Here is a 25,313-nt window from a genome sequence, read left to right as displayed (position 1 = left end):
AACAACGTATCAGGAATATTTGCAACGACCTGACTAGCAGTTCCTACCGCTACATTCAACTGGAACTCTCGCGAAAACGGACCAGTCGAAAAAGGTGGGATGTAATCACCTTTCGTACCTGCATTTGAGTAGGCATACATGATCTCGCCCAAGTCTGGGTCTTTTGCAAATATGCCAATCTCGCAAGAATACGTTGTTTGCGTGATCTTGTTATTTTGGAACACAGCCTTTATATGAGCAGTGCTTCCCGTTCTTGCAAAAGAACTGATTGATACATAATCAATTGGCTGTACCAGGTCAGTTAAAATAGATGGATCGCCTGTGTAGGACCCTGAACCAATCCTCATACGTGTGTAGGTGATTGCTGTTCCCGTCTGTGACTTGGCATATAGCTCTTTACCACGTTGCGTAATTGTCATCACTGGGTAGATTGCCATTCGATTTCCTCCTTTACAGTGCCTCAGAACTAATTGTTGTCTTATCTTTATTTGTTACAAGTAACCCTTGATAGTCCATTCGATTTGCTTGCGATAGCCACCAATCTTCTGGCATTTCTGAATCAATGGTTACTACGTCCGTACCTGTCACACACATACCAATGTAATCCATCCGGTCAAGTTCGGACTCAAAAGCGATGTTAAGTCGGACGCCAGACGGCTTTGGGATAATATATCCTACAGTAACCAGTAAGACGCTTTGCAGTCCCAGTTCTCCTCGAATACTCGCCTTCATGGTCATGTCTTGGTTGTCGTATAGTCTCAGTCGCGCGTCAGGGAAAAGGTCGTCCCATAACTCGTAAATTTGCGGTATGGTACCGTCCCATTGGTTTTGTGCTATCTTAGCCTTTAGTGCCACTCGATAGATCGAGTCATCCATTGTCGGTGATGTACCATCAGCCAATTGAAAAGGCAGGTACCGTGACCTGCCCACCAAATCCCCCACGGTATTCAACTGCACCCCTACTGCTTTTTCGATCGTGAAAGCTTCAGGTATCTGATTTGCCACGGTAACAACTGCGTCCCCTTTTTCAAGCACCGCGGTTAGCCAGCGAACGTACTTGTCTTTGCCCCAATGTTGTGAAGTGATCAAATCTAAGTATTGCTTAATTGCCATTCTCTGCCCACCCTCTTACGCTGTGACTTTGACAGTGACATTCGCCTTTGATCCGCGCACTGCCTCATAAAACAGCAACGAAATATCCGAGGACGCTTGCGGATCACCCAGCCTCGCAGCTGTCAAACTTGTAATAGAAAAGGACGGACTCGTTAAAACTCTATTCGCCTGTAAAGCTGCTCCCCATAAGCTGGATAAAACAAGACTACTGTTGCCCAGTGCCACACTATTAATGAAGTCTGCAATATAGCTAGCGATATCATCTGCAGTTTGAGTAGTAAAGCCATTCAGTCTCTTAACCTGTACGACAACAGCTATATCCACATAAGTTGGACGATAAAAACGAATAGGGGTCGTCTCTCCAAAACGATCTTCAATATTCATAGTCGTTGTCCCATTCGTATAGCATCCCGGTGTCTTTCTGTTAAAAATGGTCTGTGCAATGTCCGCGTCATCTCCACCCTCCACAACTGCAGTAATCGAATGCGGAGGATGCCCCAGTTCGTTTGTCATGCCTGTGTCATTTTCATATACGTCATACCTCGTGACGCCGCTTACTGCTGCAATGCCCCCTTTTATTCCTTCCAATACTGTCCGACTAGGATTGGCCGTACTGATCGCTTGACGAGACCGTAGTTGTGGATCTAATTCGGTATATTTTCCTGGGACGGCTGCCTCCGGATTAGTTACACCCGTCCAACCTAGCGTCGGAGTAACAATACCTGTAATCGTGTTAGCCTCTGCTTGGATCGGGCCTATTGTCTGGCAAGTTGCAATCGTGGAATACGTACCGCCTGTTCCTATCGTTACCGAAGGCAGAGACCAGTTGTGCCCTGCATCTGAAACGATTCCGTTCGAGATAATTGCTCCAGGTGTGCCAGTTAGAGTGACGGGAGCTTTTGAATAGGTGTTCCGTAAACGTTTGATTCCGTTGAGTCCGACTACTACATCCAAGCCTGCTCCGATTGCTGTAGCTGGCCCCCTACTGTTATAGACAGCTTGGCAGGTTAGATAGGAGTCATAGAGCATGCTGGAAAAAACAGAGATGAACTGGTAGTCTTGACTATCGTTTCCCAGATACATGTCCTGTCCAAAAATCCCTTTTGCCTGATTCACCAGTTCATCTCGGATATCTGCGTAGAAAGGCATGTGATAGCCTGTTTCATCAATGTACGGTGCAAAGTAGGCCATATTTCTCTTTCGCCTCCTTTAGAAAGTAATGGATATGGGAATGGTTTCTCCGAATGTTGTCTCTACATTGCATTGAAAAAAGTAAGTCCGATTATCATAGGTGCTTTGGAAGTTGGTGATCTGCGATACATGGGGTGTTTCAATGATCCGCGCTTGCACCAAAAGGTCGACCGCCTGCAAGTTATCTGGATGCCCACTTGCGCCGAGGATATTTTGGAAAAGCGGAAGCCCATCGTCAAGTTGCTCCCACCATTCCTCCATGAGGAGTTTTAATCGCGTATAGATCGCTTGTCCTACAGCAGCCGCTTTAGATAGAAACGGTCTGCCCATGCTGTAGTCACCGCCGACCATTTCTCTGTATTTCATGTGTCCACTCTCCCTCCTCCGTCGATCCACTCGTCATATCTTTCCTGTGTAGTGATATTCACACCGTTTACCCGTACGGTAGGGGAAACAAGATCAATAACACCGGGCTTCATCCGGATGAACTGGCTCCTGTCCTCATCACGCAACTCGACATGGTTCTGAGAAAAGTCTTTCAGTTTTCTTGGCTGTGACCATAGACCAGGAATACATATTGCATCAGACAAGTCGTGCCGTCGCTTTTCTATCTGGTTTTGTAGCTTTCCAAGCGTAAACCAAGCATCGATACACATATCAGAAAAGACAACTAGGCACTCGTCATCTTCTTTGATCGGAAAGGTAAGAACATACCCGCCGCCCCGTGGAAAAACAACGGGAACATCCAACAGAGGGTCGATCTTTGTCCAGATATATTGCAAGTCTTCTTGCTGCACATGCTCACGTAACGCAATTTGAACCTCTGCTGTCTGTGTCTCATGATCAAACTTTTTAATAATGCCAGGAACGCTAACCCGCATGGTACTGAAAATCTTATCAACCAAAGTATTGTAGAATTCGATTTCATTTTCCTTTACACGTTCGTTAACAGAAACCCCCACATAATCACCTCCAAGGATTTGAACTAGTAGATGCCATTAACCCTGGCATAACCCCACCAGCTTGAGATACACAGTCGCATTCTGTATACCATGCATCACCCTGTGTATCTCCATAAAAGCGCATACCAATGATGCGATAGATGCCAGCAGCATCCAGTCCTCGTGGCATCTGACCAAATTGGTATGTCTGCTCTTGGATCAAGCTGTTGTTAATTCGGACAAGCGAATTTATTTTCAATCGTGGGTTAAGTAAACATTTAAAATTCACCCCAAAATCATTCTGCATTGGGGTTCCGATTAACCCTGAATCCGGAGACAAGTCGACGATTTCGTTTGGCGGATAATCCTGAGCTGTAATAACATTCACTTTTCCATCTTCAAGATAAAACGTCGCCGAGTTCGATTGGGCAAGCTGTCTGAGATAGTCTTTCGCCAGCCCAAAAAATACTTTTCCACGTGTGAGCTGGGCTGACTGCAAATTGCCTGAGATTGTCCCAAGTTTCGCAGGAATTTTGGCTCTATCTGTAACTGCACTGATTTGAGTACGGGCAGTTTGGCCCTTGGCAACAGAAAAAGTAACATACCCTGAATTTAAAAACCTATCACCATCTATGGAATTTAGTGTTAGCTTGTATGATACCCCGTCTTCTTTACCTCGAACGGCTTGTACGACATCACCGCGAAAAATTAAGCCGTACTGTTCCCCCTCATAGCCAGCTTCTACAATTACGGTATCCCCTTCGTTAATAATTTGGTTTTCCGTTTCGGCATTTAAGTTGTATATGGTCACGGTTGAAAAGTTCGGCTGTGGTGTCAGTGTTTTACGAATATCAAACATACATCGCAACTGTGAGACATCCAGAGCGGCTCCCTTCGCACTTGATACCAGTACGCGGTATCGCCGTCCATATAAGACATTTCCGTTTTTTTGACTGTTTGCAACTATGCCGTAGTTTGTGGAAGGAAGGGATATGTCGTTAATTTGATTTGCTGATGATGGACTTCCTCCAAATCCACTTGGTGAGTTGCTACCTGACGCAACAGAGGACGTTCCTGGCCATGTATTTGGTACGCCTCCGCCCACGTACTTCTGGTAAATCTTCAACCGTCGCTCATAGTCCGATTGTGGTATTTTTTCTCCTACATACCATTTGGAGAATTGCAGAAAGTTACCTTTTGCTGCATCCCATTTTTGTTTGATCACTGCAACGGCAACAGCAACAGCAAATTGGTCGTGACTAAGCACCAAATTTGTCTGTTCTTGCAGTGTACGTGGCCACTCAAGACGAAATCGGTTTGCCTGTGCAATAAAAGTGGCGCTATGCCATCGCGGTTGCACTTGCCCAGGACCGAGAGAGTTTCCTTGATCTCCCGTTTTATTTGTAAAATTTGTTTCAGCTTCGAGAGTAGCCAGTACAATGTTAACGTCTACTCCCTGCATTTGCGCTTCCTTGACTCCTAAATTGTAGATACGTTGGGCGGCTGCATTCAAAGTACTCACATCCTCCTGAGAGCAAATAAAAAGCACCCCAATGAGGAGTGCTTTAGCAAAACTGATATAGATTGTCATTTTTTCGTGATTTTAACGTCTGTATGATCTTTTCCGTCATACAATCTGATTTTTACATTTTCCATAAAGGTTGGAGTATAAATGTGGAATACTACATTGATATACTGTTCTGTTTCAGGAGCTACCTTTACATTTCCAACAATCGCACCATTGGAACGATCTTTGATGTATTCAGCATTTAATGCTAGAACATGTAATTCATTACCTTCAGCCAGCACATGTGGTACTAAGTTAAAACTTTCTTTACTTATTTCTTGTGTTTGCTTACTCGAATTATAAACGACCACTGGAACAATCCATTCAATGTATGTGTTTTGGTTAAATGCGCTTGGCTGAACTCCATTATTTACCGACGGTTGATTAATTTCGGCGTAAAAATTTGTCGTAAAACCGTAATCTACCAATTTTGGATCTAGTTTCAGAATTTTAACCTTGTTGCTTTCCATATAATTTCTCGCATCATTGAAATTTTTAATAAGGCCTTTATTGAAAAGATATTCAATGAAGTCAACTGGCTTTTTAATATTAGTTGGGATTTGAATATTGTAATTTGTGCTCGGAATGGTTGCCGCATAAGAGACATTTGCACTATTGGATACAAAAAAGACTAATACTGCCAAGAAAAATATTAGTTTCGTTTTCATTTAAGCACCACCAAATTGCTTATTTAACTCCTTTTTATTGCTATAATCTCGCATTGCAAATCGGGCATCGCGGTTTACTACCAAATATCCATAACAGAAGATAGATAGTAGAAATGATACCGAACGAAATAAGGCCAGAGAATATAAACCAAATTAAACTAAATTTATTTCTCCTATATATTGGCGCTACTTTCCTTGCGCAATACTTGCAGTTCTTCATCGTTTATCCCCAGCTTGATTATTGTTTATCAGTATATTAACACATGTACTCCTCGTTCTATTGTCGAACAATGTCGATTGTAGCAAATATTTTGAATAAGTTTTAAAAAACATCATCACTCCAAACTACCAAGTGGTCTTTCCCCAGCGAGTCAAATGTGGGGGCTGAGTTATCTCCATTAGCAGAAACAACTACAGCACTTCCTATCTTTAGATATCCATGCGACTCTAATAGATTTGCGGTCGGATATTCACCAGGTAATAGTGGAAGGGCATCAACTAGAAGTTTCCCAGTTTCATGATCAGTGATCGACATGAACCAGTATCCCCCTGGAGAGTTGTAAGTTAATGCGAAATCCAGCGTAATGTTTGCTGACCCGATAGGTAGGGTACAGGAAAAATCCTGATTTCGCTCAGGTACGATTGGTAATATTACGGTTGCCAAATAATCACCGCCCAAACAATTTATCCCTACTTTGAACAATGACGCTTTTATTCTTATCGACAGGCTCTTTTTTACCTTGTTTAGCTCGATCAGTTACAGCCGGCTTACTACTAATCTTTACCGTGCGTACTTGCGCTACGATGATTTCACGCATAGTTACCGTGCAACGAAGTCCTGACAGTGTAGTAAAATCGTCAGGTGCTGTAAGTTCTTCGATCAACATATTTTGGTAAAGACCTAGACGTGTGTGAATCTGCAAAGGTACACGCAATGCTTGAAGTTCCTGCAACACCTTGAATGCGTGAACAGATCGACTCCAACTCCCCGTAAATTGCCCAGGTATTAGACCTTCCGCTACGTCAGACATACCTACTTCCATTGTCAGTTCCTTTGGCTGGAGATAAGCATGGTCGGTCAGCGCAGCTCCTGTCTGCACGGGATGCTGGGTGATGTTCAGTCGGCTAGTATGTGTTGAGCGCAAAAAAGCATCGAAGAACCAGCCGCCGATATTCGTCTTGAGGTAAACAAGCGATGCAATAGGCCGGGAACTAAGATCCAGTATCGGACTTACAGGCACAGTTTCACCTCCTAAAATGGGTTGCGCATGCTACGAAAATTATTATTCCATTGATTGTTGACTTCTTGTGCCGCTACTTTCGGCTCCGTGCTATTGATATAAAAAACTGGCTTATTCTCGTTTTTGATAGTAGTCTGCGATGTAGCATTCGCTGTATACATGTAACTGTTTGCATAGGCTCCAGCAGACATCCCCTGGTAATACTGCATTATGTCAGGATTCATCGTTGCGGTTAGGAGATTAAATCCTGTTTTCAAATCTTGACTGAATCCACGCATCCCTTTTACCATTTCGGATTCATTCAGCGCTTTCTTAAACGACGGTTCAAGGTTCCTGGGCAAATTGTTTACACTCGACTCTAGTTTAGCGTCTTGAGTCGAAGGCATTTGACTCTTCAAATCTCGAAGTGCATCTGCAGGTTTCATTCTCCCTAACCCGATAGGCCTTTTTTCGTGCGGGTCATCGCCAAGGAACTCTTTATTTGCTTCCTCTTGTAGCTCGTCATCCCCGGTTAAAAACGCTCTGGCTGATTTTAGAGAATAAGTTACTGCTTGTAACGTGTCATTTATTTTGTCGAGAATGTACTTCAGCGTGTTCTCTAAAAAATCGCCAAGCCATTGGAACACTTCCTTGGTTTCCTCTAACCCATAGAGTTTTTCAACAAACTTCGAGACCGCTACGTAACCTTCTGAAATTTCTTTCCCCAGTTTTATGAAAGACTCTTCAAGACCGGATAGCTTTCCTTCCTTATTCAAGTCCTCGAAAACCTTTGTAACCCACGAGCTGTAATCTTTTATGATTGTTTTGGCAGTTGAAAAGTTTGTTTCTATGCCTTGTTTGAAGTTTCTTAACGATCCATTTTCTTCAAACTTGTTGTACAGTCGAACAAGCCACTCCCATGTCTTCTTTACGCCTGCCCCCGCTTTACGCATGCCAGAATCGAACTCATCCCAAAATTGTTTGATAACACCGTTATCTTTCAGCAGTTTATAGATGCTTTGAAGCTTTTTCCAAAACGGTTCAAAGGCACTTTCTCCGCCTTCGAGATAGGTGTAAAAATCGTCGAGAAGCAACAGAATCCCTGTCAGAATGCTGAATATGATGCCAAATGGACCCATCCGTAAAATAACAGACAGTCCTAACAACGCGGCACCTATTATTTTGAGCGAACGAGGTATATGCTCACCCAACTTAGAGAACATCTTGAAGACATCTCGTCCGCCTTTGTAGAAAGCAATACCTAGCCTTGCGATCCAACTTAGAAACTGCGCGATATTCTTCGTCCATTTCGGCATGCTTTTCGTAATCGAGTTATTAAACGATCGCATCCCGTTTTTGATATTTAAAATAGGGCCTTCTAAATACTTGAACAGATAAAATCCGATCCATTGGAGCGCATAAGTTGACTCCAACCGCAGTCTCTGAAACTCAAACTGAACGGAACGGATCGTCTTCATCTGATTTTGAAATTCGGGAGGGGGCTTCATTTCGCTGATTGTTGAACGCAATTGTTTGAAATCACTCAGCAGTTCTGGACTGAGGTAAAGGTCTTCAATCGTAGCGCCCATAACTTTCAGGGTGCTGTTAAGCTCCTCTGCTGTATCTTTTGAAATCCACATTTTGCGGGCGAACTTCTCGTTTTCCAAGTCAGCTTTAGCCAGACTGCCCAGAAAGGTGGCGATACCGGCGTTTGCGGCAGCTAAAGTACCAACTACAGCAGTTCCCGCCAGCCCAAAGCGTTTGATAGTTGATCCAGCAAAGCTTTTAACACCCTGTTCAGCCGTTTGAATTATTTTCGTCGCTTCATTGAAAGAGTTTTTATCAACCGACATCCCTAGTGAAACTAAATACTCTTTGATAACATCGATCAACCTAGCACCCCCCCTTCCTGTAATTTGGCAGCCTCTTGCGCCCTTCGCGTGTTTTCTGCCTTAACTTCCATAATTTCATGGGCGTCTAGCAAATCATCGATGTCGAACACGTCCTCTACGACATCTCGATGTGTCCAAAGACCACCAAGGACAGGGGCAAAAAGAAACTCATCCACATTGATTAATCTTGCTGGGATGAAACCAATCCCTTCACTAGACCCCCGAGACCGCTCCCTTGAAAAAAACTTGTCATGTTAAATGTAAGGGCATGTATTGTAAGTGCCATAACTGTTACTGTGTCATCTTCAAGGTTTTCTACCCCGAATGTTCCATTTGCATGTAATACAGGGGCAAGTCCTCCCGGTAGCGACTCATAGCAAACGCTCAAAGCTTTCTCTTGTATATAGTCAAAGTCTTTTTCTGAGAGGTTAGTCAGTTGTTCCAACACACCTGAGATATCGATGTCATCTGCCAACTTGGCTTCATCTACTGACTTGGCTTTTACATTCGACTTAATTGCTGCCGTGAACATCGGAGCAATCAACGCTGTCAGCCTGATAATCATGAACGATCCAACTTTTGCTGGAAACTTCCGTATTTGAAACTTGCGATCCCCGACCTCTACGTATTTATGCTTCACGATTGGTTGCATGTAGGTTCCTCCTCTTATTAAAAAAGAGCCCTTCTAGGCTCCTTACTTGATTATTGGTGAATGCTTATGTCACGTTCTGGTCAATATCTGCCGCCATTAGTACCCATGAAACTTGTTGACCCTGTGCCTGAAATTGCTTGTCTGGCAGTTTCTGAAATGATACCCCAATAGATCTAATTAACTCCTGCATCGTAGACGCACGGACCGTTATTTTTATGCCTGCCCACTCTGAAGCGGGAGCTTGTGATAGGTAGTTGTATAGTTTCAAGAGCCACTTATTTAAATCGGAGGTTTGTTGCACAGAAATCGTATGACTGCCGTTTCGCCCCTCGATTTTTGAAATCATAATCGTGCCGTCAGCAGCAACATCATGGGTCGTCCGTTCTTGCGCCATCGCAGTAGAGATGCTTCCTAGTCCCGCGCCCGTTGCTACATATTGACCGACAGATGCGTGCGAAATAACCATCGCTACGTCAGCAAAACTATACGTCGTGTATGACATTTACTCTTTCTCCTCTCCTAGCGATTGACCGTTACATTGACGACAACATGCTCAATTGCTCCTGCCATCTTAACCGGTACATAGATCGGCGGAGCTTTTCGTGCATCTCGTTCGTCCTGTGTTTGATCTGCAATCCTTTCAGCCAGTACCATGTATCCTTTCGACAGCGTATCCCCTCGTTCCAAAGTGAGGACGGGAGCCGCTTTCCACACTCCTGGTGCAATCGCTCCTCGCATCACAGACTTGTCGCACTGCTCAGAAATGGCACTAATCAGCAGTGCCATACCATCTTCTGTTTGTGGAATTTTTCCTGTACCTACTAGGGCATTGGTTGCTCCGATTTGAATTTCTGCTTGGAGCATATCCAAATTTAAAACCTCGTCAAAATGCACACCACTTGCCATTTTTCCTTGCACAAGCAACTTATACTTGGCTCCGTAGGCTGTATATACATTTCCGTTCAAAGCGAGTATTTTCTGTACTTCTGTTGTGGAAAGAGGCTCTGGTGAGACTCCGACTTCGGTTTTATAAGCCAACGTGTAAGCTGAATTTGCTCCACCGGTATTAGCCCCCATTGAATATCCCATCGCGGCGGCCGCTGCATGTGGCGTGGTGCTGTATTGTCCCCATGTACGTTTATAAGCCTTGTTTTTCAGCGTTTCCATGATGTTTCCGGTTGTACCTGCTTTTACTGCTTCATCATTGGTTGTGTAGAAGTACACAGACTCCGGTTTCATGGCTTCCACTTCTGATGCTACCGCCTCGATTTCTTCGGAAGTAGCATCTACTACGTAGCAGGCATACCAATCATTGTTTGCTGCACGGCATGCTTTTATTGCATCGGCTACTGTTTCTGTATCGTCCCAGCGTCCAACGACCAATTTTGATGGAGTAGGAGATTGACTGTAGTAAAGTTTGGCCGCTGCATATTCTGGGTCTGACTCTTTCCAACCATCGTCACTCATATCAGGCAAACTTGAATAAATTTTTACACGGTCTGAAGCAGTAATCGCCTTTGATTTTCCCACAATCAGACCAATATTAAACGTTCCGGCACTTTGCGCCATGGGCGACACTATGACATTCACTTTTACGATATCATCAAGAGACTGAGCCAAGAAAAACACCTACCTTTCTTATCTATTTGGGATAACCTGCACATCTGCAGATTGAATGTATTTGACTGTAGAACTGCGTACCACTTTTTCATTAAACCTCGCTGTTAACGTAGAGCGTTCCCACCATTGTCCGCTGAATAGTTCCGGCAAACGAAAAGGAGAAGGAGTATTCGTGACTAAATGCAACGGGGAAAAAAGCAATGGGCTTCTGTACAGACCTGCGCGTACCTTATCCGCATCTTCATAGCTACTCGGACCGTAAAATGTCCATGAAACTTGAATGACGCGGGTATAGCTGGAAATGTGATCTGCTGTGGTCTCACTGGTCTTGTTGTAAGACAACTCCACTTGTTCTGTCATAGGGTCGCTGGCAAACGAGACAAGAATAAACCCAACATTCTCGTCACGCTTCCAAGCTGGAGCGCCGTCTGCTGGGTATCCAATACGAACACGCTTTTGACTTTCTTTCTTGTCAGGGTCGAGTCCGAGGTTCTTAATTGTGCACTGCCAAAAGATATCTTCTATCTCAGCCAGTGTGAGAGCTGTATCTGCTGCCATCTAATCACCTGCCATCCTTTGCCCAATCGCTTTGAAGTACCCATAATCCCCATAAGGAAATACTTGCTTTACTCTGTACAACTCTTTGCGCCATTCTAACTGATCCGACGTGCCCTGCTCACGGGTTGTAAACAGTTCATGGGTAGAGTAGAAACACATCAGTCCTGTTACACGGTCGCCTTCTGGCAGTTGTTCCAGCGTCTTTGCATCCGCAACGGTTACGATGCCGGTCATTGTTATTGATGCGTCGGAGGATACCGACCGTCCTGCTATCCATTCTCCTGATTTGCGATGAACGGTAAACGACTGGGCAAAATCAGGATCTGTAATCACTTCACTGACATCGATCATCTACGATCATCCTTTCACAACATAGGTGATAGCTTTGCGGATCTCGCCCGTATCAATGAGCGGCTTGTCGCTGCCTTTTCTCTCTTCTGTGATCGGAGAGTTAGGCGGCCATCCGTTTTCAGGGTTAGTAAACCATTCTCGGGCAAAGTTTTGTCCCATTAAGCCTGCTTTGTGTAACTCTGGTTCAGGGTCTCCACCGTCCAGAGCTACTTCAGAAACCTTTCTCAATTGGTTTGATAAGGCTTCCTTGTTATGCTCAATAGCCGGTTCGAGGACAGGACGTGGAGGCGAACGCCAAAGGGGTGACCCATGTGTTTGTATCCACATCTGATAAGCTTTGCTGTATGTCATTTCACCGCTTTCCACCTTAGGGTTCATTTCATCACGCATCGCCTTTTGACGGATGCCGTGGGTGTGAGCATACAGCAGTTGCGCATTTGTGATAGGTTGACCTTGTTCCTCCGGGCGCTCGCCACCTTCAGGGATACCCACATACACCTGCTTTTTTGCTAAACCGTCCAAGATTTTTTTAAGCTCGTCAGTTTTGTCTACCCCTGTCGTAACTTTGGCAAAGGCGCTAAACACATGACATCACCTCTTTAATAGACATACATGCCGCCTTTTCCAACTAAACGCCCAATCGTTGCAAGCTGTTGTCCATAAATCGTAAGCTTCCATGCAGCCCATCCGTCTAGGTCCTGAGCAATCACGGAGTAGTCCGTACTTACGGACACATCGCCAGCCGACTTTGAGGTAGCTAGCCCCCGTGTTTGTCCTGCTTTTAAGACACCCGCTGCTCCGCTGTTTGGATCTGCTATACCCTGCATGTACAACGTGCAGAAGTGAGCAACAAACCACCCCGTTGCAACAGTCCAGTAGGAATGCCATCTTGCTTGTTTGATACACTCGTTTGCGAGGTCAATATACATTTGTATGATCATTTGTGGTATTACATAGTTCCCCTCCGCATTTGCTCCAAACTGCGGATAAACTGCGATGAAGTCCTCGAAACTAAAAGGGGGATTGCTCCCCGTCCTGATGTTAGAAGCAACCCCTATGACTCCTGGTGCACTCATGCTGCCACCTGTCATTGACATATGCGCTCACCTTCTTTATTGTTGTTGGCCATCTTCTGCGGCCGCCTCAGCTTCCGCTTTTTTCTCCGAAGCCTTCTTTGCTTTGCTTCCTGTTTCTGCTACTTTTTCATCCTGCTTATTTTCCACCAATGTGACGTCTTCGTTTTGACTGGCAAGTTTAAACATCAAGGATCTGGATACCCAATCCGGAACATCAGCAAAGCTTTGCGACTGAACCACCACAGCAGGTTCTTGCCCTGCTGGGTGATCAAATTGAAACGACTTTTTCGAGAAAATACGCATATCAAACGCCTCCTTAAATGCCGTCGCCGTAACGAGCGCATTGGGTGTATAAGAATTTGACCTGACCGATTTGAGCAGCATAGGCAGTCAAGTATGCCATCTCAGTTACTTGCGATTGAGTCATAACTCGGCTGAGCGGTACTGTTAGATCGAAGTTTACACGGTCCTCGTCATTTACATAGGCAACCATTCTATCTGTGCCACCGGTACCCGCACCAGAACACCAACGCGATGGGGCAATCGTAAGATCAATCCCTTGGTTTTTGCCGATGTTGTTATCAAGCAAAAATTGCAGGATAGAAATGTTTCCAGCCTCGCTTACTTTCGTGCCGACAAGGTACGCGTATTGCTGTGGTGGAATAAGAATATGGTTTGCCATACCCGTTAAATCGTACTCAGACGCCGCCCACGTATCTGTAATGATTGCGTTAATGTCTGCAAGGATTTCATCCGGTGTTTTTTTGTTCCATTTGGTTTGCCCAGATACACCAGCGGCGACAGCAGATGCCGTAATGTCAGGGCTATTGATAAGACCGTATACGCCTGCACGTGGAAAGCCAGTGTATACGATGTTGTCGATAGACTTGTTATAGTTCAAACGAATACCTTTATCCAGAATGTCATCTAGGCTTCGACCGATGTTCTGTAGTTTTTGCTGATCGACAAACGGAACCTTCAAGATATTCGCAAAGTTAAACACCTTGTAAACGTCTTTGGTTGTATTTGCTTGCATGACTGGGATATCGTTGGTTTCGCCTCCGATAATACCGTCTTCATTTCCGCCAGTGGTAGCGTAGTCAACGAATTGGTTTGAAGTGAAATCAACCCATCCACCGCCAGTCTTGGATACGATATCGCGCATCCAAGTTACACTGCTTAACGGTTCTAAAAGTCGTGGGTCACGCTTTTCAAGTTCCCCGACTAGAAACGCCATACCGGAGCCGATTGCTGCGTCGTTCATCGTCATTGATGGTCCAAGCCCATCGATAGTGTGCACTTTTCTTGCTAAAGGTGCTTTAGGTGCTGTCATGGTATATTTGTCCCCCTTACTTACGGATTGATCCGTGAAAGAATTGTGATTTCAGCGACCTTATTCGTGTCGATCTTACCTGTTTTCCATTTGACTCCTGTGATCTTTACTGTGTTCGTTCCGTCCTCGGCTGCTTCAAATCCTCCAATCACACCATTTGGGACTGACGGGTTTGCTTTAATACGAACAAACACATCTCCGCCGGCAGACGGCTTTCCTACATTGCAGATAACTGTCACAGAACCACGTTCGAGAATATCGCATGGCTGTCCTGGTCTATAAAAGCCTTGATCCCCAAAGTAGTCCGTGCTTTGCTTGACTTCGCGCACTGCCACACCTGCAAATGCTTCTGCTGTACCATATGATCCGAATTTGGAGTAGGTATTGTCACTATTCAGTACAACAGCCGCTCCAAACGTAATATCTTCCTTATCAGTTGATCTAACTAAACGATTTGTGATAATAGCATCCGCACTTCGAGAGACACTTCCGGCATACCCTAGATTAAGAGATTTTCCAACTACGCCACCTGGCATTGATCATCCATCCTTTCATTCGCTCTATTACGAGCGATCCTTGTAATGGGGATTGTATTTTCTTGCGATATCACGACCAAGCTGAGAGTAATCACTCTTAGGCTTGTTGTCAGTAGCTGTCTTTCTACGACCTTTATTAATGTTTGCGTAAGCATTCTTGGCTGGTTTTCTCTTGATACTAGCGATTGCAGCATCGGTAGCTCGCTTTCTCTCAGCAGGGTCGGGAATAGCAGCAATAATAGGTTTGATTACTTTCAGGGCTTGAATCTTATAAGCGTTGTCTCCCGTCAAAGCGCTTTGTGGTCGGTCTTCTGGGTCAGAAACAGGACCTTCCTCGTCCATGTGCTCAACAGGGATGGTGTGGCTTTCCTCTTCATCATCTGCCACCTCTTGTTCATCGGAATCTTCAAGTTCAGCAATAGCATTGTCAATTAGGCTCTCTGGCTTAGGCTCTTCATCTTTTGCTTGTGTGAGCTGCATAACCATATCTGTAAGTTTGGCTACTTGTTCAGTTAGGGCTTGAAAGGCAGGATCTTGATTGTCAGTAGCTGTCTCTTTTTTTGTTTCATCAGGATCGTTGTCCTCTGATTCCCTTTCCTCGACAAGTGCATCCACCGCTTCCTTAATCTCTTCTGGCTCGGCATCGGTAGCAAATTGTTTCAAGCCGATTGCAGCCAGCAAGTCAGTGACGCGTGATTTTGTTTTTCTCGGTAATGTAATTTTGTTTGCCATACTTGTATCTCCTTTCGATTTCGGTTTGATATTCACAAGCGTTTGGGAATTTGAATCTTGTATTGCAACGCGATCACCAGCTCGGCCGCTTTTCACAACAGCGACATGGTTTCCGCAAATTTCCCTTTGTTGATAGGTTCCGTCTTCCATTTCCTCATACGTACAATCGTAGCCACATGAAACCTCTCGTTTACCATCCTGAATCTCGTTTATGAGTGTTTGATCATAGACGACCAAGTCTGCAAGTAAAAGATCACTGTTTTCGCCAGAGCCTTGTCGGACGTTCTGTATAACTCCTTTTGTGTACCGGGTCGCGTTATCTGGCGTTACAGCTTCATGAGGATGCTCGCCTGTCAGGACTTTGCCTTCGAAACTAGCGATAGCCCCCGGACTGAATACGTCATCCGGGCTTCGATACACTTTCACAATCTTGCCTTTTTGATCGATAGCGCCGATTTCTTCTGCTAGGTATTCGTACCAACCTGTCCTTGCTATTGGAACGTTATGACAGATCAGGAATCCCTCTGGTGTAGCCGTCATATTCGGGCTAAAGCGCGAACCGTAATACGCTCTTCTAATTGTTCTCACCCCCTCTCAGGCAATAAAAAAGAAGCCTACTGTTTGGCTTCGTTTAAGCAATCTTTTCAAATTGTTTGCGTGTCATACGCTGAATACGTCCACCGTAGTACACCTTTACCGGCCAACTAATTAGATTCAGGTCAATCACAGGTTCGGCATAACAACGGCAATTAAAAATCTCGCCAGCATGATAATGTCCAAATGTCCGAGTCTCGCCGTCCAGCTTTTCAGGGCTAGGTGGATCATTCCACTTGACAATCACGCCATCCATAAGCCTATGAGAACCACGAACACGGGAATCCTCGCTCGTGCGCCAGATGTACCAGTCAGCTCCTACAAACTCGCAGCGCGCTTGAGTCAACGCTGTTGAGGTTTTACTTACTTCTGTACGAGCTATAAGGTTTGCCTTTGCTTTAGATTCCTCAGGAAAGAACTCCTTGATTTGCAGAGCAATTTCGCTAGACCTTGTACCTTTTATAGCCTCTCGCAAAACGTGCTCATTCACCTGTTTTGCAATGTCGATAGGTAGTGACTTGATTACTTCAGCATTACGTTCGGCTTGAAGACGCACAGCAGCTCCTATCGGCCCACGCATTTCTTTCTGGAGAGCTTGAAAGATCAGACGTCCCTTGCTATTCGTTTTTGCGGCCTGCCGCCACGTTCGCCCTGCATCGCTAAAGAGATGCGTAACCATTTTCATAGCTGAAGCTTCAGCATATTCCAGAAACAGAGGATTATATGTGAAGTCTTTAATTCTATTAGCTATTTCTGAGGCGTCTTCTAAATCGGTCAAGGACTCTCCTAAACTTTTCAGAACCGCTTGTATCGCCTTGCGGTAAGTCTGCTCTATACGGCGTTTGGGTGCCCAAAGCGTACTCGTCTTCGCCACAGTCTAAATCACCGCCAAATCCGAACTCGCCTTGATGAGTGGTGTCGTCAGCATTTTCAATATCATCATCAGTGATGTTGGTGAACATGCCCGTTGTCTCGCTCATCTGCTTTAGTTCCTTCAGTGCTGTTTTCTGGTCGATAATACCCGCCTGAAATACATTGATGATCGATGTTGTTTTCTTGTCTACCAGTTCGGCTACGTCTTTATCGTTTGGTGTTCTGATCGGATCGAATGTGTAGTCGATATCATCAGGTATAGCTCCAAACTCTGACATGCACATAATCGGCAGTAGCTTGTCGAGGATCGGACCAAGAGTTGATTCTTGTTGCTGTTGCACTACCTCATAGTAGTTTTGCATGTCGCTTTCCCCGGTAGCATTCATTCCAGCGGGAGCACGACCAAACAGCTTTGTGACAGGTATCTGGCACGCACCTGCGACATCTAGCATAAAGCTTTCATAGATGTCATTCAGCCCTGTGAAAGTGTATTGGTGCGTTTGGAAATCATCATTTTTCCCGATCACATTCAACCCCATATTACTCATCAGCCAGTTTTGAATCTGAATAGTGTTATAGACATCGTTTTGCAGTCTTTCGTCTCCAATTGCGAGCATTGCTCCTAAATCTTCGCTTTTCATTACGCGGAGATTCGCAAGAAAAACAAGCTGCGCAATATTCCAACTAGTGTTATCCCTTTTTTTCAGCTCGTCAAACACGACCTCCACTTCGGAAGCGCCCCAGTAGACTTCCGCCAGCTTCTCCCAGTACGGCAGCTCTCGCCCAATGAAACGGACAATGCGACTGTGATGAACATTCATAGTCTGTCCACCGTCAATAGTCACTTGATAGGACTCCGGTAGTCCGAACTCAGGATCATCGATATCATCTACCAATTCTGGACTTGGATATACCCCAGACCATCGATCTAGGATCATGAGGCCCTTGAACGAACCAGGCATGATCATATCAAAATCCAGCGGTTGATGCAGGATGTCATCGTGTCCCTCAATCATGATCAAGCCAACAGCGCCACCGTATAACCGCCCCCATTTCAACCCCGTCAGTATCTTTTGTCTGACTCGGCGAACACGCCACAGCTTATCAATCTTTCTGATCTCGTCAGGAGGAAGTTGGGTCGTGATCGTGATCCAGTTTCGCGTCATGTCTTCGGGGATAGTGTCGATGATCTTCCGTATGATCCAGTGTTCTCTGTAAAGGGTGTTCATGAGCTGGTAATTCTGAGTAAGCCTGGTCAGCGTATAGTCAGTACCTTCCATGAGGTTAGGCGTTCCGCTACCTAGACGGGCAAGTACATTGGAAAAAGCATCCGTTGTCAGACCCTTTGGCAACTTAGCTTCAGGTTTCTTCTGTTTCTGTATTGCAGGTGGTTGTCTTGCATCCCTTGTAGATTTTCTTTTACGTCTGCTCATATGCGCTCCTCCTTCCTTCCAAATCTCTCTATCAAAGTCTAGATATTATCAATTACTAGGAGCAGTTCTGTAGTTGCTTTAACGATTTCTGACATAGCCTCAAGATCTCGGGGGCATTCTGCAAGGTCTGCCTGTTTTTCAATCTGTGTGCAAATCTTTATAGCCGCATCGTGTGCAGCTTTACGTAATTCCTCTGTCATAACTTCATATCCTTTTCTACCCTAGTAGGCGTCTAGGCTTGATGATTGTTTTTATAAAGTATCGTCCAGCATCCATACAGTGATCCGCATGCTTTAACGGCTGCTCAACTCCGCGCATGACCGCCTTTTCATCCCATACATAGCTTGATACTTCTTTTAAGAAGTTCGGACAACGCTCTCGATGAACCTTGAACTTTCGCTTGTTTATCATAGTCGATGTCATCCGAATACCTTCCAAAACCTCGTTATCTGCATCTTTGATCCGAAACCCTCGATTTCGTAGTGTTGTCTTAAAAGCTGAAGCAGATGGATCGATAATTACGTATATCGGATAATCCGATCCAATAAACTTTTGCAGATCATCCGCATATTCAGAGTTTTCCTTTTGCTTCCCTTCTTTTCTCCCATCGTAATAGTATTCATCCAATACCCACACCGTATCGCCGTCATCCCAACAATCTAGGAAGACAGTAGGATTCTGGCTACCGTAGTCAATTGAGATATAGCGCTGGGCCAGACTCTTGAATCCTGGTATTATGTCGTCATCAGTGAATGTGTTCAGACTCTTGTCCCACATATCATAAATCGCACCCTGAGCGACAACCCACTTGCCCTCGATCATGCGTAAATACCAAAAACCTGTGAAAGCACCACGGATAAACGTTTTGTATTCTTCATCCAGATTCGGATTATCGTCAAGCTCAAAGTGATACACCTTGACCATGCCACTCTTGAGTTTTTTCTCATCAGTGATGTACTCGGTGTAAAGATAATGATATGGATGATCCGGGTTAGTTGTGGCATATAGCTTCGCGCCTTTAACCGACAACCTGTTGAGCAGTTGCTTGAAAAACTTCTCCGGCATCAATGTCAGCTCATCACAATAAGCTCCTGCTAATGTCTTACCACGAAGGTACTTCTCTGATCCCTCGTCCTTTGCCCCAATAACTTTAATCTTTCGGTCAAACATCTGGATAAGACCTGTTTGATGATTGTACCTATAATTAGCAGACCCAACAGTATCAAACAAATCCTGTAGAACGTTATCGTAGATAGTTTCTTTCGATACGCCCGTAATGACCAATAATCCTTTTGGTCCGTTTTTGATATAATTGATCCATTTTGGAATCATACCAACCGTTTTACCGCTACGGACAGAGCCTTCCAAGATGTTTATTCTGGCATCTTTCTCAATTGGGTTTAATATAAACCGTGTTATCTTTTCACCAAATAATTGAAATTCCATCAAGCATCACCTTGAAGAGCTGCAGCACTTTTTGCAATGACTTCAGCAAGCTGATCAAGACCGCTTTTACCGCCTTCGTCATCATTGGGACCCTTAGCAATGGTCAACTTGTGTTTCATTTCAACAGCTCGGAGTTTCTTATCAGTGACTCGTGTGAGAGCTTCCTGCAGGTGGAGGATATCTTCTATCGCTCGATACTCAGTCTCTTCGATTTTGGTCGTGACCAACTCGTCACGTGAAAGAACAATTGTCTTGGTCCCACCCGACTTATCATCGTGTACTTGCACAGGTTCCTTGATAGTGACTCTCTCCTGAAGGACACGACGCTGTTTATCAGTAAGGCCTTTTTCCAGCTTAGCAATCTTGAACATGATTTCACGTTCCCTCCAGGAGTAGAGGGTAATAGATTGGTTCACCTGCTCCAATGGTTCAAGATTGACTCTTGCCACAACGTCCTGTTGCTCGGGTGTAAGAGCATCCATCCAAAGAGTTTGATACTCTCCCGTCTTTACTGCATTGGTGTTTTGAGATGGAGCGCCACCGCCAACATTACCCTTAGCGTTCTTATTACCCTTTGGTGCACCATGCCCCACACCATTCTTATTACCTTTGGGCGCTCCCTTTCTTTTGGTAACGTTACTATTGCCATTGGTAACGTTACTATTGAGTTTTTCATCCCATTTGTCTTGATTTTTCCACTTACGTATCTGCGAATCACTTACACCAAGCTGCTCGGCAATCTGCTTTAACAGTATGGTTCCGTTACTTTCCAAGTATATTTTTTCTGCTAGTTTACGATTGGGACTACGAGCTCGTGCCATTACATATCACCCACCCCCATTTACTTGTGTTTGTTTCTATATTTCATTTTTCTGCAATTCGATATCTAGTTCTATGAGCTTCTTCAAGTCATCAACTGTCTTTATCTCAATGTGACCTGATTGGAAGTCTTTCACCCATTTGCCAATGGCGGCTTTCACAACTTTTCTGTATTGAGCTTTTGACTCCAAGATGTTCTCTATAATCTCTATTTCGTGTTGTAAAAGTAGTTCTTCTTTATTGGATTCAAAGCGTTCGCATGTTGTTTGCATTGTGACACCCTCGGCTTTCTTGTATTATGAAGACGAGATAGTGGCTATTGCATTCCGTGGCCACGGGTTTCCACTATCTCAGCCGGGGATGACTCGGTTGCATCGGGGGACGTTCGCGCGTCTCCCTTTTGCTTTTTTATCCAATAAAAATACCGAGGTTTTGGCCTCGGCTCTCTATCGCAGATATCCAGTTACAGTAACAAGTTTGGGTTTCATATTGTACTTTTTAGCTATACTCTTTGACTTCTCATTTACTGCAACAATGTATGGCCGTATCTTCTCCAACGCTTCCTCCCTGCTTACCTGATTCGTTTTATATAAAACTCTGTAGCCCTCAGCTTGTTCCTTTAGAACCAATACCTCTTCATTCATAACTATCACCTTTCTCTTTCGTTTTTTTGCTGAGACGATGATATAACATGAACGTAGTCGAATCGAGAGCAATTCGGAAATCTTTACGCTAATTTTTCGAGCAAACTATCCTCTATATCTACACTACCTAATTCTGATGTAATATCTCGCGGATTCCCTTTGTAAAATACTAGAACGTTCTGGTGACACTTGCCTAACTTCCTACTAGCAGCAAACTGCCTTCCAGCCCGTAATGCCACTGTACCAACAACGTTTATCAATATTCCTTCGTTGTAGTATTGCATTCCAGCATCTATAAACGCCTGGATCGTGTGAGATACAAAGTTCCGATAGATTCCCTTTCTATCCCTGATATCTCCTACAACAAAACAAGCAAATCGGTTATCCTTTAACATCGACACAGCGTTTAAAATGATCTCTCTGTATGATCTCAGGAAATCATCATAGTTCATGTTCGAGATATCTGCGGGATTATCCGAATATACTTCCAAGTCAGCATATGGAGGGCAACTGAATATCAGATCTGCTTTAGCTTGTTCCACTAGCTGATTTATGTTCCTAGAATCTCCAACAATCCACTCTGGAACTTCTTGCAATATGCCTCTAGTAATCATCTCGTTAGCCTGCTTTATATTTGATTCTATTTGCTCCGGTCGCAGGTCTATGCCAGTATACTGATAACCCAGGTATGATGCTACAACCCCTCTGACTGATCCGCCTGCAAATGGGTCTAAAATTTGACCTGAGTTTGGGCAAAACCAGCGATAGATTAACTCACAAAGCACTGGATCGAAAATACTTGTACCGCCACCACACTGTTCCATAGCTTTACGCATATATTCCGATTGATTTCCCAAATTGTAAATAAGGTTGCTGTCTCTTCCCTCTTTACTTTCCATCCCTAAACTTAACCATTGCCTTTTCCTGTCCTGCCAGTATCCTTGCCTTGTATCTAATACAGAAAAGGGAGGGATTAAGAACTTATCGAATAATGTTTTTCTCTCTCCTTCTGAAGAATCCAAGTCATTACTTAAATCCGTGTAATCATTGCTATAGTCTTTTAATAACTCGTCTATTTCCTCAGAATCAAATCCTGTTAATTCCATATTGAAATCACTAGCCGCTAATTCTTCTATCAAAAGTGATAGCTTTTCTTCGTCCCAATCTCCGCTAATTTTATTCATTGCTATATTGAGAGCCTTTTCTTTTTGCTCATCAAGATCAACAACGGAAACCTCTACTTCTCTTCGTCCCTGCTCGTTGACTAAGATTTTATAGCGTTGGTGGCCTCCTACTAGATTCCCTGTTCGCTGATTCCACACTAAAGGCTCCACATAGCCGAAATCCTCAATGGAGCGCTTTAACTTCTCGTATTCCGCATCCCCTGGTTGTAGATCGACACGCGGATTATATGGAGCTGGGTTAATTTTATCGATGGGTAACAATCGAATATCCAATGTATGTCCTCCTTGATGTAAAAAGCATCGATTAATGAATAATTGCTCGTTTTCCCGCTTATATACGGTTTTTCACATGACAAAAAGCCTATCCGAAAACGAATAGGTTTGACTTCAATTTATATTACACATACATAGAGAAATTTACCATTTACCATGTTATACTTGAAAAAATTGGTTATATATGGAGGATGGGTCCTATATGAAAGTAAGATCAGTTGGTTTTTTTTCTCTTATTCTTTTAGGTCTTCTTCAATTCTTTGTAGCTTCTTCACCTATAGAAGAGCCTACCGTTGGAACAGGTGCACCTCCTGAATATTTATCTATACAAGACTTAGATAATATTACGTTTAAGGACGACAACAGCAAAACAAAGACCATAAAAATACCAATCAAATCTATACCAGAGTTTAATGAGATTTACTCAGAATTAGAAGACGATAACCTAAAAAGAATGGAACTATTTGCTACCCGTGGAATCATCCTCTCAGAAGATAAGGATACAACCTATCTACTCCTAAGATATCAATGTGGAACTAAACTATGTAACGCAGCTCTAATAAAAAAGGAACACGAAAAAATTACAACAACCCCTGTTATCCCAGAATCCCAAATTTATGTAGAACACAAATTTTCACCAAATAAAAAGATATTAGCATTATCTTTTATTGCCGATCTTCGAAATGACTATCAGGAATATGCTGTGTATCTTATAGATACTTCTACGCTAAAAAAACGTAAGACAATCTCCTTGATACAACAAACTCCTGATTTAAATAAAATCATACGTGAAAACTCATAAAATTTTAGAGGGGCATGGATGGCCCCTCTTTTTAATTAGAAATATGAATAATAGGACAATGAACCATAGCCAAAGTCAGAAATATCATATCTCTTTCCTACATAATTGCCATAACCATCTTTAATTAAGCTGCGGCGTAATTTTTGATTAGCGCTCTCTGAAATATAGTCTAAAATGACACTTAAACGATCTTGGTCTGGTAATCGTTCCCCATTATGAGTCTTGCGATATTCGTCTTCTAGTTCTCTTATTTTTAGTAACATAGGTCGCTCATCTAAAAACCTGTAGGTTTGTACCATATGATCAAACATAAAAGCTAGACCTTGAGTTGTAATGAGACCGAACCTTTCGCAATGATCTTCTGCACGTCCAACATAACGCATACCAGCATCTTCTTGGTACTTTTGATTGTTTCTACTTCTACCCATGTCCTGAAAAGGAATTTTCCAATCTTGTACTACTCCACCGCCTCGCAAGGAAATACTCGTTCCCCAACTGACTTGATCCTCTTTTCTATAGTCAAAAACTACTTTCTTTAGTATGGCCGCCTTTTCTTTACCAAAAATAGATGTAAACTCTGATTCATGATATTTAATATAATTTTGAAGGACAGGTTGTAGAGTTTCTTGGCCAAAGTTAAACTGAAGAATCCCGAAAGAAAGTCCTTGCCGATCAAAATTACCAGTCACAGTAGAAAAACCATCGTGTCCCTCAAAAAAACCAGTGTGTACTAAAAGGTCCCTGACTAATGAACTTGCAATTGCCATTACTTCACGCCCTTTATCATATTTTGGTAGCAAAAAAGCCCACCATACAGGGAGTGAGTTAGTCATGACCTCACCAAGGCAGTTCCCTGTGTGCTGAGCATAAAAAGGTTATCCGTTATTTCGAGTAACCTATTTATTAGTAGTTTGATTTCCAAGTATGTATCCCACCATGATGTAAAAGAAAAAAGCACCTTTTCGGGTGCTTTTAAATGTGCTTATTTAGGTATTCAATACCGTAAGAATTAATTTCAACATGGTCCCACCATATCATAGCTACTCGATTACCATAAACAGGGTGAGTCTTTCCCCCCGTTGTGATAACTTCACCACGGAAGTCAACCAAACGCTTTTCTTTCAAATTAGACAACGCATGAGCAGCTTCGTATTTCCGCTCTAATGGGTTTGGTTCTTCAATGTTCTTTAGTGTGTGCTCTGTTGGAAAAGATGCTCCATTGTACTGAGCCTCTTTTATTGCCTCCAAGATTTCTATTTCCAATTTAGAAAGCATATTATTCCCCCTCTCTGTTTCCATTTTGAGGGAGATCATCTATCTTGTCTACTATAAAACCCCACTTACTTCGGCAGGGGCAACCGCCGCGATCCACTCCTTTAGCCGCTACGGTCACGGTTGCCCAGGAGGAGGGTGTGAGTTGCGAGACTCTATTCTACTGCCTCACAACCAGGAGTGGAGTATTCGTGATGAGTGTCACGGGACAGAGGGCAAGTGGCTATTAACCTTGCTTGCAAGATACTCCTCTGTCCGATGTATCCCATTTATATATTGCGGTCTACAAACTCCGAGAGGGGCCAAGCTTGTTCAACCGCTATCAGGTTAAACAAAAAGAAAGAAGAAAGGTCTATCATTTCCCCGCTACAACCGTCGCAGACTAGCGCGTTCAGACTCAGAATGCCCCCTCTCGTTTGGCAAACATTCCTCAACATCCATAAATTGCTCGAGTACGTCGTTGATAAGGGATAGGCGCTTCTCCCAAGGACACATGTTCGTGTTCTTAATACAAGAGTACCGA

31 protein-coding genes are annotated in these 25,313 nt (G+C 43.8%); 1 reads left to right on the top strand and 30 read right to left on the bottom strand.

All coding sequences use genetic code 11. From position 1 onward, the window contains the following. Positions 1-450: 450 nt before the first annotated feature. From EEL30_06665 to EEL30_06530, 28 genes are all read right to left on the bottom strand, one after another. The gene (locus tag EEL30_06665; protein ID QDX92079.1) at positions 451-1,113 is read right to left on the bottom strand and encodes a DUF2612 domain-containing protein; all 663 of its coding nucleotides are present in this window, start codon (positions 1,111-1,113) and stop codon (positions 451-453) included. 15 nt (positions 1,114-1,128) lie between these two features. Then, positions 1,129-2,304 (bottom strand): hypothetical protein, encoded by a 1,176-nt coding sequence (locus EEL30_06660; protein ID QDX92078.1) that lies wholly within the window; start codon positions 2,302-2,304, stop codon positions 1,129-1,131. Positions 2,305-2,322: 18 nt separating this feature from the next. Continuing rightward, positions 2,323-2,670, bottom strand: coding sequence for a hypothetical protein (locus tag EEL30_06655; protein ID QDX92077.1), 348 nt, complete (start codon positions 2,668-2,670; stop codon positions 2,323-2,325). Beyond that, positions 2,667-3,266: a hypothetical protein gene (locus tag EEL30_06650; protein QDX92076.1), complete on the bottom strand. Its 600-nt coding sequence runs from the start codon at positions 3,264-3,266 to the stop codon at positions 2,667-2,669. The genes EEL30_06655 and EEL30_06650 overlap by 4 nt, the downstream gene beginning before the upstream one ends. Positions 3,267-3,270: 4 nt before the next feature. Next, positions 3,271-4,758 (bottom strand): hypothetical protein, encoded by a 1,488-nt coding sequence (locus EEL30_06645; protein QDX92075.1) that lies wholly within the window; start codon positions 4,756-4,758, stop codon positions 3,271-3,273. 74 nt (positions 4,759-4,832) lie between these two features. Then, positions 4,833-5,480, bottom strand: a complete 648-nt coding sequence (locus EEL30_06640; GenBank protein QDX92074.1) for a hypothetical protein — start codon at positions 5,478-5,480, stop codon at positions 4,833-4,835. A 322-nt stretch (positions 5,481-5,802) separates the two neighbouring features. Next, on the bottom strand, positions 5,803-6,015 hold the full coding sequence (locus EEL30_06635) for a hypothetical protein (GenBank protein ID QDX92073.1): 213 nt from the start codon (positions 6,013-6,015) through the stop codon (positions 5,803-5,805). Between the two features lie 133 nt (positions 6,016-6,148). Beyond that, positions 6,149-6,721, bottom strand: a complete 573-nt coding sequence (locus tag EEL30_06630; GenBank protein QDX92072.1) for a hypothetical protein — start codon at positions 6,719-6,721, stop codon at positions 6,149-6,151. 11 nt (positions 6,722-6,732) lie between these two features. After that, on the bottom strand, positions 6,733-8,592 hold the full coding sequence (locus tag EEL30_06625) for a hypothetical protein (protein ID QDX92071.1): 1,860 nt from the start codon (positions 8,590-8,592) through the stop codon (positions 6,733-6,735). Next, complete coding sequence (locus EEL30_06620) at positions 8,589-8,768, bottom strand: 4-alpha-glucanotransferase (protein QDX92070.1); 180 nt, start codon at positions 8,766-8,768, stop codon at positions 8,589-8,591. Before EEL30_06620 ends, EEL30_06625 begins: the two co-directional genes overlap by 4 nt. Positions 8,769-8,773: 5 nt before the next feature. Further along, entirely contained in the window at positions 8,774-9,244 is a 471-nt protein-coding gene (locus tag EEL30_06615; GenBank protein QDX92069.1) for a hypothetical protein, read from the bottom strand. A 64-nt stretch (positions 9,245-9,308) separates the two neighbouring features. Then, entirely contained in the window at positions 9,309-9,746 is a 438-nt protein-coding gene (locus EEL30_06610; GenBank protein QDX92068.1) for a DUF3277 family protein, read from the bottom strand. Positions 9,747-9,763: 17 nt separating this feature from the next. Continuing rightward, a complete protein-coding gene (locus EEL30_06605) occupies positions 9,764-10,864 on the bottom strand; it encodes a DUF3383 family protein (GenBank protein ID QDX92067.1) in 1,101 nt (366 codons plus the stop codon). A gap of 18 nt (positions 10,865-10,882) precedes the next feature. Beyond that, positions 10,883-11,422, bottom strand: a complete 540-nt coding sequence (locus EEL30_06600) for a hypothetical protein (protein ID QDX92066.1) — start codon at positions 11,420-11,422, stop codon at positions 10,883-10,885. Then, positions 11,423-11,773 (bottom strand): hypothetical protein, encoded by a 351-nt coding sequence (locus EEL30_06595; GenBank protein ID QDX92065.1) that lies wholly within the window; start codon positions 11,771-11,773, stop codon positions 11,423-11,425. It lies immediately after the preceding gene. A 6-nt stretch (positions 11,774-11,779) separates the two neighbouring features. Beyond that, positions 11,780-12,358, bottom strand: a complete 579-nt coding sequence (locus EEL30_06590; protein QDX92064.1) for a hypothetical protein — start codon at positions 12,356-12,358, stop codon at positions 11,780-11,782. A 14-nt stretch (positions 12,359-12,372) separates the two neighbouring features. Continuing rightward, positions 12,373-12,864: a DUF4054 domain-containing protein gene (locus EEL30_06585; protein QDX95691.1), complete on the bottom strand. Its 492-nt coding sequence runs from the start codon at positions 12,862-12,864 to the stop codon at positions 12,373-12,375. Positions 12,865-12,885: 21 nt separating this feature from the next. Then, a complete protein-coding gene (locus EEL30_06580) occupies positions 12,886-13,152 on the bottom strand; it encodes a hypothetical protein (GenBank protein ID QDX92063.1) in 267 nt (88 codons plus the stop codon). Between the two features lie 13 nt (positions 13,153-13,165). Next, the gene (locus tag EEL30_06575) at positions 13,166-14,182 is read right to left on the bottom strand and encodes a DUF2184 domain-containing protein (protein ID QDX92062.1); all 1,017 of its coding nucleotides are present in this window, start codon (positions 14,180-14,182) and stop codon (positions 13,166-13,168) included. Positions 14,183-14,202: 20 nt separating this feature from the next. Beyond that, a complete protein-coding gene (locus tag EEL30_06570; protein QDX92061.1) occupies positions 14,203-14,718 on the bottom strand; it encodes a hypothetical protein in 516 nt (171 codons plus the stop codon). A gap of 27 nt (positions 14,719-14,745) precedes the next feature. Continuing rightward, positions 14,746-15,990: a DUF2213 domain-containing protein gene (locus tag EEL30_06565; protein ID QDX92060.1), complete on the bottom strand. Its 1,245-nt coding sequence runs from the start codon at positions 15,988-15,990 to the stop codon at positions 14,746-14,748. A 91-nt stretch (positions 15,991-16,081) separates the two neighbouring features. Continuing rightward, positions 16,082-16,918 carry a phage head morphogenesis protein gene (locus tag EEL30_06560; GenBank protein QDX92059.1) on the bottom strand — a complete coding sequence of 279 codons (837 nt, stop codon included), beginning with the start codon at positions 16,916-16,918 and terminating at the stop codon, positions 16,082-16,084. Then, on the bottom strand, positions 16,788-18,350 hold the full coding sequence (locus EEL30_06555; protein QDX92058.1) for a DUF1073 domain-containing protein: 1,563 nt from the start codon (positions 18,348-18,350) through the stop codon (positions 16,788-16,790). Before EEL30_06555 ends, EEL30_06560 begins: the two co-directional genes overlap by 131 nt. A gap of 216 nt (positions 18,351-18,566) precedes the next feature. Next, a complete protein-coding gene (locus EEL30_06550) occupies positions 18,567-19,796 on the bottom strand; it encodes a PBSX family phage terminase large subunit (protein QDX92057.1) in 1,230 nt (409 codons plus the stop codon). After that, a complete protein-coding gene (locus EEL30_06545) occupies positions 19,796-20,617 on the bottom strand; it encodes a terminase (GenBank protein QDX92056.1) in 822 nt (273 codons plus the stop codon). Before EEL30_06545 ends, EEL30_06550 begins: the two co-directional genes overlap by 1 nt. A 36-nt stretch (positions 20,618-20,653) precedes the next feature. Next, the gene (locus EEL30_06540) at positions 20,654-20,887 is read right to left on the bottom strand and encodes a hypothetical protein (GenBank protein ID QDX92055.1); all 234 of its coding nucleotides are present in this window, start codon (positions 20,885-20,887) and stop codon (positions 20,654-20,656) included. Positions 20,888-21,061: 174 nt separating this feature from the next. Next, on the bottom strand, positions 21,062-21,259 hold the full coding sequence (locus EEL30_06535) for a hypothetical protein (protein ID QDX92054.1): 198 nt from the start codon (positions 21,257-21,259) through the stop codon (positions 21,062-21,064). 83 nt (positions 21,260-21,342) lie between these two features. Further along, positions 21,343-22,716: a chromosome partitioning protein ParB gene (locus tag EEL30_06530; protein ID QDX92053.1), complete on the bottom strand. Its 1,374-nt coding sequence runs from the start codon at positions 22,714-22,716 to the stop codon at positions 21,343-21,345. 202 nt (positions 22,717-22,918) lie between these two features. On the opposite strand from EEL30_06530, the gene EEL30_06525 reads away from it, so the two are divergent. Beyond that, on the top strand, positions 22,919-23,518 hold the full coding sequence (locus EEL30_06525) for a hypothetical protein (protein ID QDX92052.1): 600 nt from the start codon (positions 22,919-22,921) through the stop codon (positions 23,516-23,518). A gap of 35 nt (positions 23,519-23,553) precedes the next feature. On the opposite strand, the gene EEL30_06520 is transcribed toward EEL30_06525, so the two are convergent. Together EEL30_06520 and EEL30_06515 are read right to left on the bottom strand one after the other, a co-directional pair. Then, positions 23,554-24,351 carry a hypothetical protein gene (locus EEL30_06520; protein ID QDX92051.1) on the bottom strand — a complete coding sequence of 266 codons (798 nt, stop codon included), beginning with the start codon at positions 24,349-24,351 and terminating at the stop codon, positions 23,554-23,556. A gap of 139 nt (positions 24,352-24,490) precedes the next feature. Then, positions 24,491-24,793, bottom strand: a complete 303-nt coding sequence (locus EEL30_06515) for a hypothetical protein (protein QDX92050.1) — start codon at positions 24,791-24,793, stop codon at positions 24,491-24,493. Positions 24,794-25,313: the final 520 nt, after the last annotated feature.

Origin of the sequence: Brevibacillus laterosporus (assembly GCA_007833815.1) — a bacterium.
Taxonomy (GTDB): Bacteria; Bacillota; Bacilli; order Brevibacillales; family Brevibacillaceae; genus Brevibacillus_B; species Brevibacillus_B laterosporus_D.
The sequence above is the reverse complement of the archived record's forward strand: the minus strand, read 5'-3'. Positions and strand labels throughout refer to the sequence as shown.